Source organism: Cytophagales bacterium (assembly GCA_033344775.1).
Classification (GTDB): domain Bacteria; phylum Bacteroidota; class Bacteroidia; order Cytophagales; family Cyclobacteriaceae; genus JAWPMT01.
The window spans coordinates 1,576,375-1,594,602 of the sequence record JAWPMT010000004.1; the positions used below are offsets into that span (position 1 = coordinate 1,576,375).

2 protein-coding genes are annotated in these 18,228 nt (G+C 44.4%); one reads left to right on the forward strand and one right to left on the reverse strand.

The genetic code is table 11. From position 1 onward, the window contains the following. Positions 1-99: 99 nt before the first annotated feature. Positions 100-13,881, reverse strand: a complete 13,782-nt coding sequence (locus R8G66_15660; GenBank protein ID MDW3193808.1) for a Calx-beta domain-containing protein — start codon at positions 13,879-13,881, stop codon at positions 100-102. Positions 13,882-14,433: 552 nt separating this feature from the next. Between R8G66_15660 and R8G66_15665 the strand changes: the two genes are divergently transcribed. Further along, positions 14,434-17,892 carry a COR domain-containing protein gene (locus tag R8G66_15665; protein MDW3193809.1) on the forward strand — a complete coding sequence of 1,153 codons (3,459 nt, stop codon included), beginning with the start codon at positions 14,434-14,436 and terminating at the stop codon, positions 17,890-17,892. The last annotated feature ends 336 nt before the right edge of the window (positions 17,893-18,228 follow it).

Consider the following 18,228-nt stretch of genomic DNA (forward strand, 5'->3'; position numbering starts at 1 on the left):
CTTTTGTGTTGGCATGAAGCATGGTCACAGCGGCATGGCGACTTGTGATGACGGCATTCGTATATACCATGGTAGCGTGATGGACTGTTGGAGGGTTTGCTACCTCGCAATCAAAAGTTTGTCACTCTTCAATTGGTTTCGGAACTGATAGATGATCGTGTAGATTCCTCTTGGTGTGCCTTGAGGCAAATAGATTTCCTGGTCTTCATCGGAGGCTTCTATATGTTGGCTGAAGACCTTCTGACCTGACAAACTCACCACTGACAGAACGACTTCTTCTCCTTCACGGAAGCCCTCCATACTGACATGGAATCGTCCGTCTGTTACTGGATTTGGATAAACTTCGAAAGCTGCTTCTTCAAAGAACTCCTGCACCGTTACTGCAATGATCGGACTGTACTCAAACTGGCCATCATAATCCACCTGTCGGAAACGATAATAGTTGATGCCTGGTAGTGGTTGATCATCAATGAAACGATACGCATTTCGGAACTCTGTGGTACCATTGCCGGCAACCTCACCGATATAGATGAAAGAAGAAGCATCTTCAGACCATTCGATCTCGAACCGATCATTGTTCAATTCTGCTGCCGTTTCCCAATTAAGAATCACGATCTTATCCTCAGCTACGCCCTTAAAAGAGAGTAAGGTCACTGGTGTAACTACATCAGGGGTAGTCCCGGCCGTACCTGTACTAAAAGTGGTAAGGTTTTGCCACAAGATGGTGTTATTGACAACATCCACGGTATAGTTAGGGAACATACTGGTATCCGCATCCACATTGAATTTGATCGGCACCAGGTCTGCTTCATTTCCAATCACGTCCGCATCATCGTAGTGCATGGTGATGTCATAGGTAGCAGCCGTAACATTAACAGGCTCAAAGGTCCATTGTCGGGCCAAATGTGCACGGGTATCGTCCACACTTGGATGTGCTGAATTCGCAACCTGCAAATTCAATTGAGGATCACTACCAGTCAGGCTGCTGGCCTGAAACTCGAACGGCGTATAATTTCCAGAACCATCTCCTATCGGGAATTGATAATTCGTACCGCTGGCAACAGACCATCTGACACCACCATTGCCTCCCGCTTCGATGTAAGCACTGCTACTTCCGGTAATCGCCGAAGCGGAATTGTTAGTGACGATCAGCAATTCGTTTCCTAACTCCAGGTTGTTACTCAATAATTGCAGTTGTGAGGATACTTCAACGGTATCATTCAGAATCAATTTACCCGCAGGTTTATCAACAATCAGGTTAGCAAAGGTGATTTTTTCATTGGTCGGAGAAATGGTCTGATCCCCCGTAGTACCATTGAACCGTACCGTGGCTGATCCAAATTGAAAATCAGCATCTACCGAATTGTTCCAATCTCCTTGAATGTTCAGGTTGTTGCCATCTAAAACGAGGCAAGGGTTATTGTTGATAGTAAAGTCATTCTCAACCAGTGTTTGACTTCTCAAATGTCTTGGTCCCTGACCGGAAAGGATCATGTTGTAATAAACCAGCGGCTGAATAAAGATCGGATCCCCGGAACTGCGGTATTCTACGGTTCCTGTACCCCACATGAATGTCGTGGTGTCTTCTGCCGGCATTCCGAATCCTAAAATGATCAAGGAATCGGTAACAGTCAATTTATGCGTTCCTAGCGCCAGACGGCCCCGCTCCGAAGGAACGGCACTGTCCAAACCGATCACCTGACTAGCAGTCACATCCTGATCCAGGGTAACCGTAGCTTGTAGCAAGGCGGGCTCATCTTCCTGTGGCACACCCAGCAACCACGTGCTTGCATCGTTCCAGTTTCCGTCATTGATGGCCACATTTCGAGCCATGGCTATAGTAAATACATCACCATCGGCAACATTCACTGTATCGGAGAACGCATAAGTCCCAAAGCGATCATATAGTCGATAGAAAGTCAGGTCACCATCCCCTACATCGGTAAAGTCTCCATCCTGATCATTGTCCACAATCACAAAATAGGAGTTGTATCCATCAGGTTGTGCCGGTAGCTGGGTAGTATCCACCATGATTCGAAAATTTCCGATTTCACCCGCTTCTTCTACTAACCACTCCCGGTCCACGCGCTGAACGAAATTGCCAAAAGACATGGAAACTTCCGTATTATTGAACGATCCCATGGAAGCGCCATCGTGGCCGATCACGATGTACTCACCATCCGTAAGGCCGGTTGGATTTTGAACTTGCAGCATCTGATCCGAACTTCGGGCGATCAGGTGTCGGTTGGTCACATCATCCCGTCCAATTCCGAAAATATCATTGGGGTGCGTCGCATCGTTGGCATCAGGATAAATATCATCTGTGGTAACCGAGATACCGTATTTGCCTTCATAGTATGAAGCCAATAATTTTTGCTGGAAGGTATTAGCATTCCTTTCATTAAAATGAACGATCTCCCCGATCTCTCCTTGAAAATGATCCCCTTCCGTATCGTTCTGTACGGTGACACCAAATTTGGTTCCGTTTCTGGTTGCCCCGATTCCAATCAACCCTCCGTGTGCATTCAATAAAGCGGTCACGCCAGTGTTATTACCTGAGAAAGCACCACCAATGGATTTGTACCCTGAAGCTCGAATCTCACCATCCAATTGGTCCAGTTCAAATAGTGCATAAACCGATTCATTGGCTACAATGGAAGTAGTCACATCAATGTAGTTCCAACCTGTACTTGTACTCCATGCACTGAAATGCAGGGTGCCAGATTCGAGCCAGACATTCAATCCATTGCCCGTTCCTCCTTGTTCATAAATCACCTGACGATCTGTGACATTAGCTCCAGCTCTGAAAACTAATCCGATGCTTTTCTGTACATAGTTACTTGGTGACGTATTGATCAGATTGTCATTATCCATCAGCAAGTCATCACTATTGGCACTGGTAAAGTCGATCAATGCCTGACCATTTAATGCATTGGTCAAATAATTTGGTGAAGAAGTAGAGCCGGTAGTATCATAAGCGTGATGATTCAAACCTGACTGATCCCTCCAGAAGAACACATTATCTCCGTTTGTGGCAGGTGTTGTTCCTGTTGGCTCATTAAATACATCAAGGTCGGATCTCAACCAGAAAGCCATTTCAGAACCGGTAAGGTTTCTACCAACTCCACCGGGTCCGATTGGTCCTAAGCCTCCATCATCATCAATGATCGTGAACGTATGCTGGGTCGTTGCTCCAAGCGTGGCGTTCATGGGATTAGAAATGTCAATGATCAGCGTCTCGTCCGTTTCTACGATCTGGTCATTGAACAAGGTCAAATTGATGTTACCCGAAGTTTGTCCGGCGGTAATGGTAACGGTGCTTCCTACCAAATTGTAATCACCACCTGCTCCTACAGCAGTAGACGCTCCGTTTACGGCATAGTCAATTGTTACATCCAGGAAGCTGGCCGCAGAAAGATTGACCGGAATACTGACAGAAGTCACGCCTTCCGAACCTGAAGAAACAGGATTACCGAAGCTGACAGTCGGTGGATCATCATTGTCTTGAATGGTATAAGTATAGACCAGTGTATCTCCTAGACCAGTGTTTGATCCACCAGTAAGGGTAATCACAATGGTTTCCAGGTCTTCATCCGTCATGTCGTCATTGATCGGAATAGAGATGGTCTCCAGCGTGTCCGATGCCACAAAAGTCAAGGTGTCGGGCGTTGCCAATTCAAAATCAAGTCCAGTACCATTTGAAGCCGTACCACTCACTGAGTAATAGACCTCCGTTGGATTGATGTCATCACGTTCGCTCAGAAATACATCCAGCAGAATAGGGGTCTGATCCTCAGTATTCGTACTGTCTGCATTGGCCAGGTTTACTTTCAGGGACTGATCAGAATCATTGATGGTAAACGTATGAACGGAATTGGCACCCAATACCGCTCCAACAGGAGGATTGCTCAAAGTAACGGTAAAGTTTTCATCACTTTCCACAGCCGTATCATTGATCAATGTCACAGGAATGGTCTGTGTTTGATTACCCGTGCCTACAGTAATTGAGCCACTGGCCAACGTATAATCTGTTCCTGAACCCGTGGCTGTTCCATCTGCTACGGTGTAGTCTAGTGTCAGGTCTTCCTGCGTCACATAGTTCAGGGAAACTTCGATGCTGGCAGGCGAATCATTCTCCAGGGTATTACTGGCTGCTTGGGTGAATTGAAGGACTTTTCTCGCAAGCCCAATGGTAAAGTATTTTCCGCCGGATAAATCCACTCCATTCAGGGAGTACTCACCAGGAGTCTCCTGTGCTAATTGATAGACCGTAGCCCCTGACGTAAAATCTCCATCATCATCCACCATCAGCACATAATTGGCCGGAAAGCCACTAGGGGGAGAACTGAGATTACTACTGGTCAATGTAAGTTTCACCGTACCTACATCTCCAGTCTCACTTGCCCTCCATTCACGACTTAGGCGACGGAAATCTGAGCTATTACTATTAGGAAGATCTGTTTCTACCCAATCATTTACCGTTCCATTGTCATGGCCGATGAGCAAGAATTCATTATCACCCAGGTCGGAAGGATTATTCATTCTGATGATCCCTGGGCCCTGGGCATCGCTGTGTGTATTGGCAGCATCAACCCGACCGATCCCAAAAACATCATAACCGTGAGTGGCTTCATACGTGAATACATCTTCCGCAGCTATATCTATGTCGTACTTCGCCGATAAATAATTATAGACGATCCGTCTTTGTGCTTGATTGTAGATGATATTGGTCACAATCAACTCCCCTACATTTCCAGCAAATGGATCCGGGCCAGCCGAACTGCTAAGGTCATGGTAGACAGTCGTCCCCAACACGCCACCAATGGCTACACGATCAGGGTGAGTAAACAATCTACCGGCACCTGTTAATTCTAATAAGTTTTCTCCGTTGAGGGAAGCGCGTACATCCCCATCAAAGCCGCCTCCATCCACGTCAAAGTCATACTGTAAAAGCACAAAGTAGTTGGTATTTGGAGCCAAAGGCCTGCGCACGTTCACAGTAAATGGTGGTGTGGCTTGTGGCCAGGGAGTGGTCGCTCCACCATCATCATTGTTTTGATTCCAGCCACCAATGTACAATTCGCCATTCAAAATGTAAATACTCAACCCACGAACACCTCCACCTTCTTCGTACAACATCTGACGCATGTTGATGTCTACTGGGGTTCGGAAAGACATGAAGATTGTCTTGTTATCATAAGGGCCGGCCGTATTGATGTCATCGGAAACACCGATCTCCAACACATCATCTGTTCCATCAAAGACGAATGCGGGTCGGTTATTCATGGTATTTTCTACAAACAGCGGCTGATTGTTTCCAGTAGCCTGAAAAGCATCATTGTCGTTGGTGGTCTGATCTTCCCATCTGCTTACAGGCGAACCATTTGTCAATCCAGAATTTGTATCGTCCGAACGTAGCCAGACTGCCGTTTGTGCATCAAGGTTCCCTACTCCTCCAGGTCCGCGGAATCCAGCACCATCATTGTCCAAAATAGTATAGGTAAGGCTGGCATTAGCACCTAAAGTAGCATTTGGAGAGGGGTCATTCAAAGTAATGATCAGGGTCTCATCCGGTACTTCCTCTAACTGATCATTGATTACGGTAAAACGAAGGCTATCAGTGGTACTTCCCGCAGGAATCACTAATGAAGTTGTTCCAAATTGAAAATCCGTGTTCTCTACCGCATTACCACCAGTTGCACCGAAAGAAACAGTGATATCCTTACCCGATACGGAAGAAAGCTGTAATGCGAGATCCACAGTCTGAAACGACTCATCTCCCGATTGGGTGGTACTGACAAACTCCACTGACGGGGGAAGATCATTGTCCTGAATGGTCAAGGTAAAGGTAGCAGTATCGCCGACGGTGGTGTTGGTTCCTCCAACAATAGAAACTTCAACGGTTTCATCATTCTCATCAATCAAATCATCAATCAAATTGATCGGTAAGATCTCTACGGTATCGCCTGCAGCAAACGTCAGGGTATCTCTGGCTTGTACAAAGAAATCCAGGCTATCATTCAGTGCCGTGCCTCCGGTGACTTCAATGTAAACCTCAGTTGCATTCACATTGTCTCTGGCGTTCAGGAATACTGCAATGCCCTGGGTGGTGTCTCCTTCTGTATCCGTAGAATCTCTCTTGGCAAAGTTGGCTTTGCGGAAATTGTCATCGTCATTGATGGAAAAAGTGTGTACGGAATTTGTACCCAATTGCCCTACACTTGGTGCGGATAAAGTAAGGATCACTGTCTCATCACTTTCTACCTCTGAATCATCAGTCAGGATAAGATCAGCAAATACTGAAGTGGTATTCGCATCTATCGTATAAGTTCCATCTGCAAACGAATAGTCTGAACCTTCTGTGGCGTTTCCACCTGTCTGAGTGGCTGTAACAGTCACATCATTTCCTAACGGATAATTAAGGGCGATTTCGATTTGTGCAGGACTGACGTTTTCAGATCCATTGGATGCTGCCAGGCTAAACTGGATCTCTGGGCGGATTACCCCAAAGGTGAAGAAATCACCATCGTTAAAATCGACATTATTCGCTTCATATGCTGTGCCATTTCTGGTCAACGAAACAATTCGAACACCTGATGAAAAATCTCCGTCTGCATCGATCAACAAGACCCTTTCAGTAAAATCAGCTCCTGGAGTGATTCCCAAATTGATTGTATCAAAGGCAAAGGTTACTGTTCCGAGATCCCCCGTTTGGGTAATGCGCCATTCTCTGGCAATTCTTTGAATGCCTGTTGGTGCTTCTGTTGTCGTGTAGGAAGCTATGGCTCCATTGTCATGACCAAATACCAAATAATCTCCATCACTTAAGGCACTGGCATTGGAGATCAACACCATGCTATCGGACTGAGTAATGGTCTTAAAATCTCCTGCCCCAACCCGGCCTAAGCCAGCTATTTCAAAACTGTGTGATCCTTGATAGTTGAAGTAATCAATACCTGCACCAGATATATCCGCATTGTATTTCGCCGCAAGGTAGTTAGTCAATACCCTTCTTTGGGTTTCATTGTAATTGCTGTTGAGCTGGATTAATTCCATCAATTTGCCCAGGAATGGACCTCCTCCTGAACCATGGATGGCGGTCCCATTATTGATCCCCATTCGAATGTCTCCGCCATGGGAAGGAATTCCATCATTCACCACCGTTTTAGTACCCTGACTGGTACCATTGATAAAGCCATTGAATGACGTATTGGTGGCATCGTAATCCAGGTGTGCGATGTAAGTCTGATTGGTAACAACTGGTGCACTCAGGGTGTCAAACGTTTCATTGGACCCAGTTCCAATGTTTTCCCAGGCTGACAAAAACACGCTATCCTGATAAAGGTAGATCGCAAACCCGTTGGTTCCTCCGCCTTGCTCGTACACGATTTGCCGGGCCGTTACATCACTTCCTGTTTGGAATGCAGCTACAATGGTTTTGTTGGTATAGGGTCCTACATCATTGATGGCGTTGGCATTGGCAATGGTCATGCTCGCCGAACCGGAAGTGAAATCAATCAGTGGCTTCTGGTTAATGTTATCGCTGATGTTATTCCGATAAATAGGCTCCGATCCAGAGTCTCCTAATGCATGATTATCAGACCCTGAAAAATCCAGCCAACGTTGTACGATGGTGTTATTTGTTGCATTCAGATTACTGCTAATGTCTCTCTGCACCCCTTTATCGGACCTTAGCCAATAGACATAATCTGTAGTAGACCTCACACCGCCGGGACCATTGAAACCGGAAGCATCATTGTCATTGATCAATATATCCAGTGTACTTTGGCTACCTAGTGTGGCATTGGTCAGATTTCCATCATTCAACAATCGGATCTGGATCTGCTCATCGACTTCCAATTCGGAATCGTCCACGATCACGATCGAAATAATTCCAGAGGCACTTCCTGCAGGAATGGTCACGGTACCTGCAGACAAGGTGTAGTCCGTACCTGCACCTGTAGCCGTTGTATTCCCTAATACCACTTCATACCCAACAGTTGCGTCCAGCCCCGAAACAGCGGAAAGTTCCACCAAGACATTGGCCGGTGTACTACCTTCTGAAGTACTTTGGCTACCCGTTGTAAAAGCGACCTCTGGTGCTACGTCATTGTCATTGATGGAAACCGTGTGTATCGTATTGGAGCCTAGACTCGCATTGACCGGATTGCTCAGGGACACTTGCACCGTTTCTACCGCTTCAAGGATCACGTCATCGACCAGTTGCAATTGTACATTGGTACTCAAAGCTCCTGCAATTACTGTAGCTGTGCCGTCTGCCAGTGTAAAGTCCTCTCCGGATCCTGCGGCAGTTCCTCCGGTCACGGTATACTGTACGTCTACATTGGATGCAGCAATCTGATTCAATTTCACGGTAATATTGGCAGAACCCGAGCCTTCTGAAATTGATGAACTGACCACACTGAAGTCTACTTCAGTACTGATGTCATTATCATCGATGGTGTAAGTAAAACTTGCATTGGTTCCAAGCGTTAATCCGGCCGATGGATTGGCAAGGTCAATTTCAAAGCTCTCGCCACCTTCGATGACTGCATCATCATTGATCGTCACAGCAATTTGTCCTTGCGTGGCTCCGGCAGCAATATTCAATGTGCCATCGGTAAACTCAAAATCGTCAGATGCCCCTCTTGTTGCCGTTGAATTCGGCACATCCAAAGCAAAGTCTACACTGATGGCTCTGGTGATCGCATGATTCAAACTGATCAACACATCCACGTTGTTGACGGACTCTGCTCCACTGGCAGCCGCCAACTGAAACTGAATGCTTGGTCTTAGAATAGCAAACGTGAAGTAATCTCCATTGGAAAAGTCAATATTCGACACTTCATAAGTACCACCATTTTGGGTCATGGCATGTACTTGTGCTCCAGAAGTGAAATCACCATCCGCATCGATCAATAAAACGTATTCGTTATAGTCTGCAGTTTGTCCGAAGCTCAAATAAGTCGTATCAAAAGCTAATTTGACACCCGTAATATCTCCCTGCTCACTGACGCGCCATTCTCTTCCGAGTCGTAGAAAATCAGCAGAAGGCGCTTCAGTTACTGCATAGCTAGTGGTATCGCCATTGTCATGGCCAAGGATCAGGTATTCTGCATTGTCCATTCCCGTAGGGTTTGTGATCGTCACGAGGTTCCCGGATTGAGCAGCAAGGTTATACTCATCAGAGGCAGATTGACCAATTCCTGCTACTCCATAACTATGGGTAGTCTTGTGTTGATAGATGTCGTTGCCAGCAGAGATATTGATGTTCCACTTTCCAGCGAGGTAGTTTTCCAAAATGATCCTTTGTGCATCATTGAAATTGCTGTTGTTGAAAGACAATAGTTCCAGCAACTGGCCTGTGAAATAATAGTTGTTCCCCGATTCTGCCGCTGTGACTCCATTGAAATAGGAATCATTGATCATGGCTCCTATGCCTACCAGACCTCCATGTGCATCCAGATCAGTCTGACCTCCCAGGATGGCTTGTGTCCCCAGATCAACCGTGTTTAAATACCCACCAATCACAGTCCCGGAAGCATTAACTTCCAGTACTGCAACATAGGTGGTATTGGCAGTAACCGCCCCGGAAACATCTAGATAGGTGCCCGTCCAGTCATTGTCCCAGGCTGCCAAATACGCATTACTATTTTGAATATGAATATTGATCCCGTTCGACCCTCCTCCTTGTTCGTAAACCACTTGGAGATTGGTTACATCCGCTCCTGTTCTGAAGGCGGCAACTATTGTCTTTTGGGCATAGGTGGTCTCGTTGATGACCGATGCATTTGCAATGGTCAGGGCTACATTACCACTACTAAAATCAATGACTGGTTTTTGGTTCTGATTATCCGTTGCATTGTTTCGATAGGACGCTCCGGTGATGGAAGCCTCGTCTTCTGACTCATTTGAAGAACCTGATTGATCTTCCCAATAGGCAATGGTCGCACCATCCGCAGCTAAGATTGTTGGAGGGTCATTACTGTAAACCTCTGAATCTGCTTCCAGCCAGAAGACATAATCCGAAGGTCTTCTCACTCCTCCAGGTCCTGTACCCGTTGCATTGGCTGCATCATCATCCTGAATGGTCAATATGAATTCTGTGTCAGTACCTACGGATACGTTGTTGTCCGCTCCTGTTAATTGAATAATGGCTGTTTCATCTACCTCTATTTCACTGTCGTTATTGATCTGAAGGTTGATGTTGGATGTCAGGTTGCCTGCAGTGATGGTTTCAGGTGTTACCTCTAATTGAAAATCATTGCTTCCTCCTTCCGTCGCGGTACTGGAAACCCCAACGACATAACTTACATTGATGTCTACTGACGCTGGTCTGCTTAATTGGATTTGTGCTCCGTAATTGCCAATGGTCTCCGATTGTGAAAAAGAAGTAATGCTGAACTGCACGGTAATTCCTATGGTGCCAACAGTTATATAAGCGCCATCAGCAAGATTGACCGGACTGGTCGTCGTATAATAATTCCCTTCTTGCGTCAGACTGTAAATGGTAGTCCCGCCATCGGCAGTAGAAAAGTTACCATTATCATCCACCAACAGTACATAACCTTCAAAATCCGTTGGCTTATTGTTTAAATAGGTGGTATCGATCCGAATTTGCAGGTCACCCACTTCTCCAGTCTCGTCTACTCTCCATTCTCTCGCGATCCGTTGAATAGAGTCTGTAGGTGTCTCCGTAGCACTCCAGGTCAATGCGCTATTATCATGTCCTAACAGCAAATATTCTCCATTAGCCAGAGCATCAGGATTGGTCAGGCGTACGATGTTGTTAGAAGTTGCATCGGTGTGTGTTGCTCCATTGATATCCTGACCTACACCAGCCACATCATAAAAATGAGTTCCTTCATGGGCATAGAAATCATTCGAGCCCTGCAGCGTCACACCATATTTCGCACTTAAGTAGTTCTCAACAATGTCCCTACGTACTTGAGAAAGTTCCTGATCATAAACGATGATCTCGGCTACATCTCCTCCGAAATGATGTGCGCCAACAGCAAAATTATCAACGAGGCCACCCAGAATAGATCTTGTCAGGTTTTCTGTCTCGTCGTATTCCACTGTAACAATATGGGTCTGATCATAACTCCATTGATAATAGGTACCATCATCAACCAAAGCCCCATAAGCCTGACCGTCCTGGCCGTATCTAGCTGTACCTGTACCGGATTGGTTACCATCAAAGCTGTAGCCAAACTGATCGGCACCGCCGCGAGGTTCGGGAGCAATGTGCGCCAATTCGTTATAACTTCCCCAAATGTGTCCAAGCTCATTGCCAGGCTGCAATGTCGATGAGGTTCTGAACACAATGAATATGGTCTTTGCATTGTAAGTCAAGGCATCATCTGTAAAATCATTGGTACCATCAAATCGTACCACCGGAAAGCCATTGATCTCGCCAGTCTGATAGGTCGGCTGATATAAGGCATTGCCCTGCGTTGCATCGTTGTTGTTACCGGACACATCCATCCAGGTTGTAACGGGATCACCATCAGTCAACACCAGGCTATCGGCCTTATACCACACCGGTAAGGTATTGGTCCCTCCTACGCCACCTGGTCCGGTAAATCCGAATGGTCCATCATCGTTAAGAATCGTATATGTAAATCTTGTATTCGTCCCCAAACTAGCTGCTGTAGGCGAAGAAAGATCAATGATCAGGGTCTCGCTTTCCTCGGGAGCCGCATCATCGGCTATGACAGGAAGAATATTCGTGAAAATAGATCCTGCAGGGATGGTGACTGATCCGTTGATCAAGGTAAAGTCCGTAGAACCACCGGTAGCCGATCCACTTACCGTATAATTCACAGTAACATCCTGACCTGATGCCGTAGAAAGCACTACAGGAATCAGCGGGTTGGTTACACTTTCTAATTCCGATCTTGCTGCGACGTTGAACTGTACCAATGGGGTTGGATCATTGTCCTCAATGTTGAGGGTGAATTCAATCGGTTCTACGTCCGACAAGTTACCATTCGTTGGATTTGATAAACTAATCTCCACCGATTCAGTGACTTCACTCAACGCATCATCCGTCAGGGTGATGGTGAACGTGTTAGAAATATTATTGGGAGGAATGTTCAGGGTACCTGCCGCCAGCGTAAAGTCCTCACCTGCACCGGTCGCAGTTCCTCCGGTCACCGTGTAATCCACGGTGGTCGCATTTCCTGGATCTACCTGACTTGGAGTAATGTTAACGGTGATGTCTAGCGATCCTCCGGATTCATTGATGGTCGCACTAGCCGCATCAAAATAGATCTTACGAGGGTTGTCATCATCCTTGATTGTATAAGTCAGCGGATTGTTCAATCCATTGAACCTGGAAGGGAAACCGGACAAAGTAATGTCGATGCCTTCTCCTGATTCTGAATCTGAGTCATTGGAAATGGCTAACGGAAACAAGAATGAATTGCTCCCTGCGTTGATATTGGTGGCCGTTAAAGGAATAGCCGTGTAATCGTCACCGGCGGTGGCCCCATTATCAGACGTAGCATAGCTCACAGGGAGATTACTCAAAGCTCGGAAATTGGTCCTTACTTCGATGGTAGAGGAAGCGACCGTTTCAAAATCGTCTTGGGTGGCATTTGTGAATCCAAGAACCGGACGAACCACACCGATAGAGAGGTAGTCTCCATTTGACAAATTCAATGCTACTTCCCAATGACCTGCTCCGGGAACGCGAGCCATTTCATATACTTCCGCGTTGGTAAAGTCGCCATCGGAATCCACCAACAAAACATAAGTATCATATCCAGCAGACAAGACAGGAAGTGCCGTGGTATCTGCCAAAATTTTCATGGTCCCGAATGTGTTGGTCTCGTCCAACCGCCACTCTCTGGCGATGCGTTGGATATTTGAAAGCCCTTCGGCGGGTGCTTCGGATGTGGTCCAGGCTTGCGCCCCATTGTCATGTCCAATAAAGGCAAAGTCACCATTATCGACAGTAACACTTCCTAATGTATCGAGGCCTAGTACACCTGAAAAACTCGCGGTATCATATTCGAATCCAACTCGCCCAATCCCGGCCACTGTACCCGGATAATTGCTATCATAAGCATATCGATCATTTCCGGCGGCTGTGATATCAATGCCATATTTAGTAGACAGGTAATTTTCTACGGAAACGCGTTCCGGGTCCGTCAGTGTTCGATCAAAAACGATCAATTCTGCAATGTCTGCATCCAGATTATGTGCAGCGATAGAGAAATTAGGTAGCAATGACCCCATAACCTGACGGTTAAGGGTTCGGTTCGCATTGAATTCCGCAGAAAGGATCTGCCACTGATCTCTGGAAAATTGTGGGGAATTGCTGTTTCCTACTAAAGCGCCGTAGTTGTTGCTATTATAAGCAAAGTTTGCCTGATTTGAGCCTGTACCATTCCCGTCAAAACTTAAGCCATTCAGATTTCCTGATCTGGAATCCATGGCCACATGCACACCATCGCCATATGCTCCCCAGATTTGCCCCAGGTCATCAGTACCTTGCAAGTCATCACGGAAATTGAAAACCACGAAAACAGTTCTAGCCTGATACGAATGGCCATTATCGTAATAATCATCCCCATCGAAACGCACCGCCTTGATGGCTGTTGAACCATTGAAGATTGTATCTAGAAAAGTTGGGGTATTTGCATCGAAGATGTAGCTGCTATCATTGGTGGCGTGGTGATTGTAACCGGAAAGGTCTCTCCAGTTATTAACGCGGTTGCCGTTATTGAGCGTATTGAGGCTATCACCACTCAGCCATAGCACCAGAGAAGAGGTACCATCGGTTGTTCCTGTTCCTCCGGGACCATTTTGTGCTATTACAGCAATGGGTAGCAAGAGCAGGGACACAAAAATGTGCCTGAGCGATATCAGCATGTTGGTTAATTACTTGTCTAAGTCAATACCCTAAAGTGGGTATTTAATACAGTTGCTAAGGTAACTATCAGCAAAGTCAGAGGTTTTCTGTTTTCGGCGAATGGAACTAAACTGCCGCTGAAATGGAATTTCTGCCGACTAAGCCGCAAAGGTTTGTTTCAGCCATTTCAGGTGATGTTTTGTTTGCAAATGCAACAATTCATTTTGGATTTCGATGAATGGAAGCTGAGGCTCGGTGGTTGGTTGCTCCAGTAACCTGATCACTTAAGTAATCAGGTTACTGGAGCGAAATTAAATGCTAATTATTGAGAGAAATGATACTTACTCCAACCCCTGAAGGGGAGTTTAGTAAGCTTTTTTCCGTCATTTCGGCGATCAGTGCAATGTCCATTCTAGTTTCTTCTATGTAAACTTGATCTGCCGGAATGACGGTCTCTTTTTAAGAACCCTCTTAGCCCCTACTGGCCGCCCTTTACAAAACGGAATTCACTTCTTTTTACTTTCTCACACACAGGCGTTATCTTGTATCCAGGGTAAACACACTGCACTGCTATGTCGGAAGAAGCATTACGATTGATTCACGAAGAGAAGAAGGAACGGACGGGGAAGTTGGATTTGGGGTTTACCGGATTATCGGAGATCCCTAAAGAGGTTTTTGAGTTGACGTGGTTGAGGGAATTGAATCTCATGAACTACTACATAGAAGATGGCAAATTCTATGATTCTGAGCAAGATATTCAATCAAATTCATTGAATATCGAAGGCATCCCTGAAAGTATAAAAAAACTTGAGCAGTTGGAAGACCTTCGAATTGGCAACATTCCAAAGAAAGACTTAAACACTTCAATAGGAATATTTAATATCGACGCTTTAAAACATTTAAAGAACTTAAAAAAACTTGATCTTTCTAACTGTCATGATATATTAGATTATTATTCCATAAGCAACCTGAAACAGCTTGAGTACTTAACCTTAGATGAAAATCGACTTACAGACATAAACTTCATTGAGGGATTGAATAGGCTTAGAAGCTTATCACTAAGTCAAAATAATTTTGATGATATAGAGGTTTTAAAGACACTTCCGGACCTAGAAGTTTTGGATTTAAAATTTAATAGAGTCTTTGAATCCAAACATATTGGGTACTTACAAAGACTAAGGACACTGAACTTCGGAGATAATAATTTGTCCACTTTTAACCCTAGTAGAAAATTAAGTAGTCTTCAAACATTAAACCTAGAAAGGAATAATTTAGAAGACCTTCGCTTCATTGAAAGAACTCCGAATCTCAGATCTTTGAACTTAGATAATAATCAATTCAGTTCTGTAAACAGAATTGCAAATCTGTCTAAGCTAGAAGTCTTAGAACTAAATTATAACAATGTATCAAACACAAACTTTCTTCCTGATTTACACAATCTTCAATATTTCTCAGCTTATTCAAATCAAATAGAATACTTAAGTGAAGACTATAGTTCAAACCAATTACTTGAATTAAATCTCGGTGGTAATCCATTAAAATCGCTCTCTTTCCTAAAACAACTTCCTAAAATCAAAAGCCTCTACTTACATGGCACAAATACCTCAAACATTGACTTAAGTCGACAGAAAGAATTAGAGGATTTAATCCTTGGCGATAACAATATTGATGATATATCATTCCTAGATCAACTTAATAAAATTGAAGTATTGAACCTATCGAATAACCAAATAACAGATATTAGCCCTCTAAAGAATCTAAAGGGATTGGTTGAATTAAATCTCTCTTACAACAAGATTGTTAATATTGATCATGTCAATTCTTTGACTAGATTGGAATATCTTAATCTAGCTAGTAATGAAATTAGAGATTTATCGAGATTAGTTCCTCTTCTAAAACGGACAAAATTAGATGTCAATTCTTTTGATGGTCATTATATCTCTATTCAAGATAATCCAATAAGTACTCCATCACCAGAAATCGTCAACCAAGGAAGGAAAGCAATTCTCGAATGGTTCGAAGCGAATAAAGCTAAACTCAATGAAGTCAAACTGATCCTTATCGGTGATCCTAAGGCCGGTAAAACTTCCCTGTTACGGCGATTAAAAGATGGTTCTTTCGATGAGAATGAACCGCAAACAGACGGGATCAATATTGAAGACATTGAATTTGGCACTTGTCCTTCTTTCCCAGATGAAAGCGCATTGAAAGACATCACGGGTCACTTTTGGGACTTTGGAGGACAGGAGATCATGAACTCGACGCATCAGTTTTTCCTAACCAATCGATCTGTTTACATCCTTGTTCTTGATGCTCGGAAAGATAAACAGGTTTCTAATCAAGTTCGGAACTGGGTTCAGAGAATCAGAGCCACTGGCGGAAATTCTCCAATCATTGTCATTGCTAATCAGATTGATATAAACAAAGGCTTTGGCTTCGAAAATGAAGCCAACTTGCGTGAGGAATTTCCACAGATCAAAGGCTTCCTGAAAGTTTCCTGTTTGGATGGAGAAAACATCGAAAAATTAGTAATGCTTCTGGAAGAATGGATACCGAAAGCGGAAATGTTCGAGACAGAGATTGATGAACGCTGGCTGCCGATCAAAAAACAATTAGAAGAGGAGACCAAAAAAAAGAAAGAAGAAGGTCGCTACTTGGATGAATCAAGTTTCCATAAAATCTGTAAGTTCCATGGACTTGATAATAAAACTTCACAAGAGAGTCTAGTGAAGTTTCTCCATGATTTGGGCTTGTTGTTGCATTTTGAAGGAATTCGTAAAAACTTAAAAGAGTACTATGTGTTGGATCCTTATTGGATCACCTATGGGGTATATCAAATCCTAACCTCCAGCTACGCCGGAGAACGTAAAGGTATTGTTTCAATTAATAGGTTAGAATACATCATCAATGACGAGCCCGATAAGCAACAAATCTATCAGCCTAAGAATTACGAGAAAATCAAGTATTCTCCAAATCAAAGACAATTTCTATTAGATATTCTAAATGAATTTAAACTATGCTTTTATGTGAATGATCGACAGCATTTTATCATTCCAGACCTGCTGGAAACAAACGCTCCAGAAGAAATCACCCAACCTTTTCGAAAATCTACTAAAGCCCTTAGGTTTATCTACCAATATACTTACATCCCTAGCTCGATCATTCCTGAGATCATGGTGGAAACGCATGGCATGCTGGAACACATCTGGCGTACGGGATGTGTTTTGAGTCATGATGGTAGTCGGGCCATGATCAATGCTTACCAGAATCAGATCCTGATCATCGTGGAGGGTGAGGCGAAAAAAAATCGAGAGTTCATGTCGATCATTCGGTTCTTAATCGATCAGATTAATAGAAAGTTCAGTGACTCACCAAAAATGCTGATTCCACTTCCAGATTTAGAAAATGAATTTGTACGATACAAACAGTTACGAAACTTAGAGCGTAAAGGAATTACAACTTACAGTCACTACATTGAAGAGAAAGATGATAATATCCTCTATTCTGTGAGTCAGTTATTGGAAGGAATTGTATCTCTTAATAAGGAAGATAATTCGATGGCTGAAGGATTCAAAAAACTTCAAAGCATGTTGCAACAGAGTCATTCCAAACTGGACTTGATCTATGAACAGCAGGTCGAGCATTATGAATATCTAAAGACCAACCTGCCTCCTGATTGGGATGAACGTCTACTTGATGAAATAACGTCTCTACAGATAGAACAAACAGATGAGATTCGTCAAGAGCTGATCAAGGCTTTAGCCAGGGCTTTTGAACTGCATCACGGAGATATGGACGAGAAAGTAAAAGAGATTTTCCTTCGAATGAATGAGCCTAAAAAGCTTGCTAGCCTGAAGCTTAAGGTAGGCTTGCCACTACTAGCCAGTATGGTTCCGGGGTTATCTGAAATACCAGATGTTCCAGGTATCCCGAAAGTCAGCGTAGACGCTGAGTTTGATCTGAAGGCCTGGTCGGAGCAGATGTATAAGAAGCACGAGTTGCAGTTTTTTAAGGTGATGGGGAAGATTTAACATCCCCCAGCCCCTATGCGGGCCGCCCTTCGAAGGGGGATTTTTGTGGACCTCTGCATGCAATCCCAGCCTTGTCCGGCCGGCAGGCACGGAATGACGGCCTTAAATCATTACCGTCATTCCGGTTTCTGAAGCGTAGCGAAAGAATACCGAAATCTTAATGTATGTTAGCAGGTATTCCCTTTGGTGAGATTCCCGTACGATCAATTATAGAGCTAAAGATATTCATGATATTACTGTGATACCGGGAATGACGGTCCCAGGTTAAGGATAAATTCGACGATTTCCATGAAAAAATTATAAGGCATCTTCTACATGATTCCAGAGGCCTTAAAG

Bases quoted from the DNA above. Each gene is read 5' to 3' on its own strand.
- R8G66_15660 (MDW3193808.1), bottom strand. From the start codon at position 13,881: ATGCTGATATCGCTCAGGCACATTTTTGTGTCCCTGCTCTTGCTACCC.
- R8G66_15665 (MDW3193809.1), top strand. From the start codon at position 14,434: ATGTCGGAAGAAGCATTACGATTGATTCACGAAGAGAAGAAGGAACGG.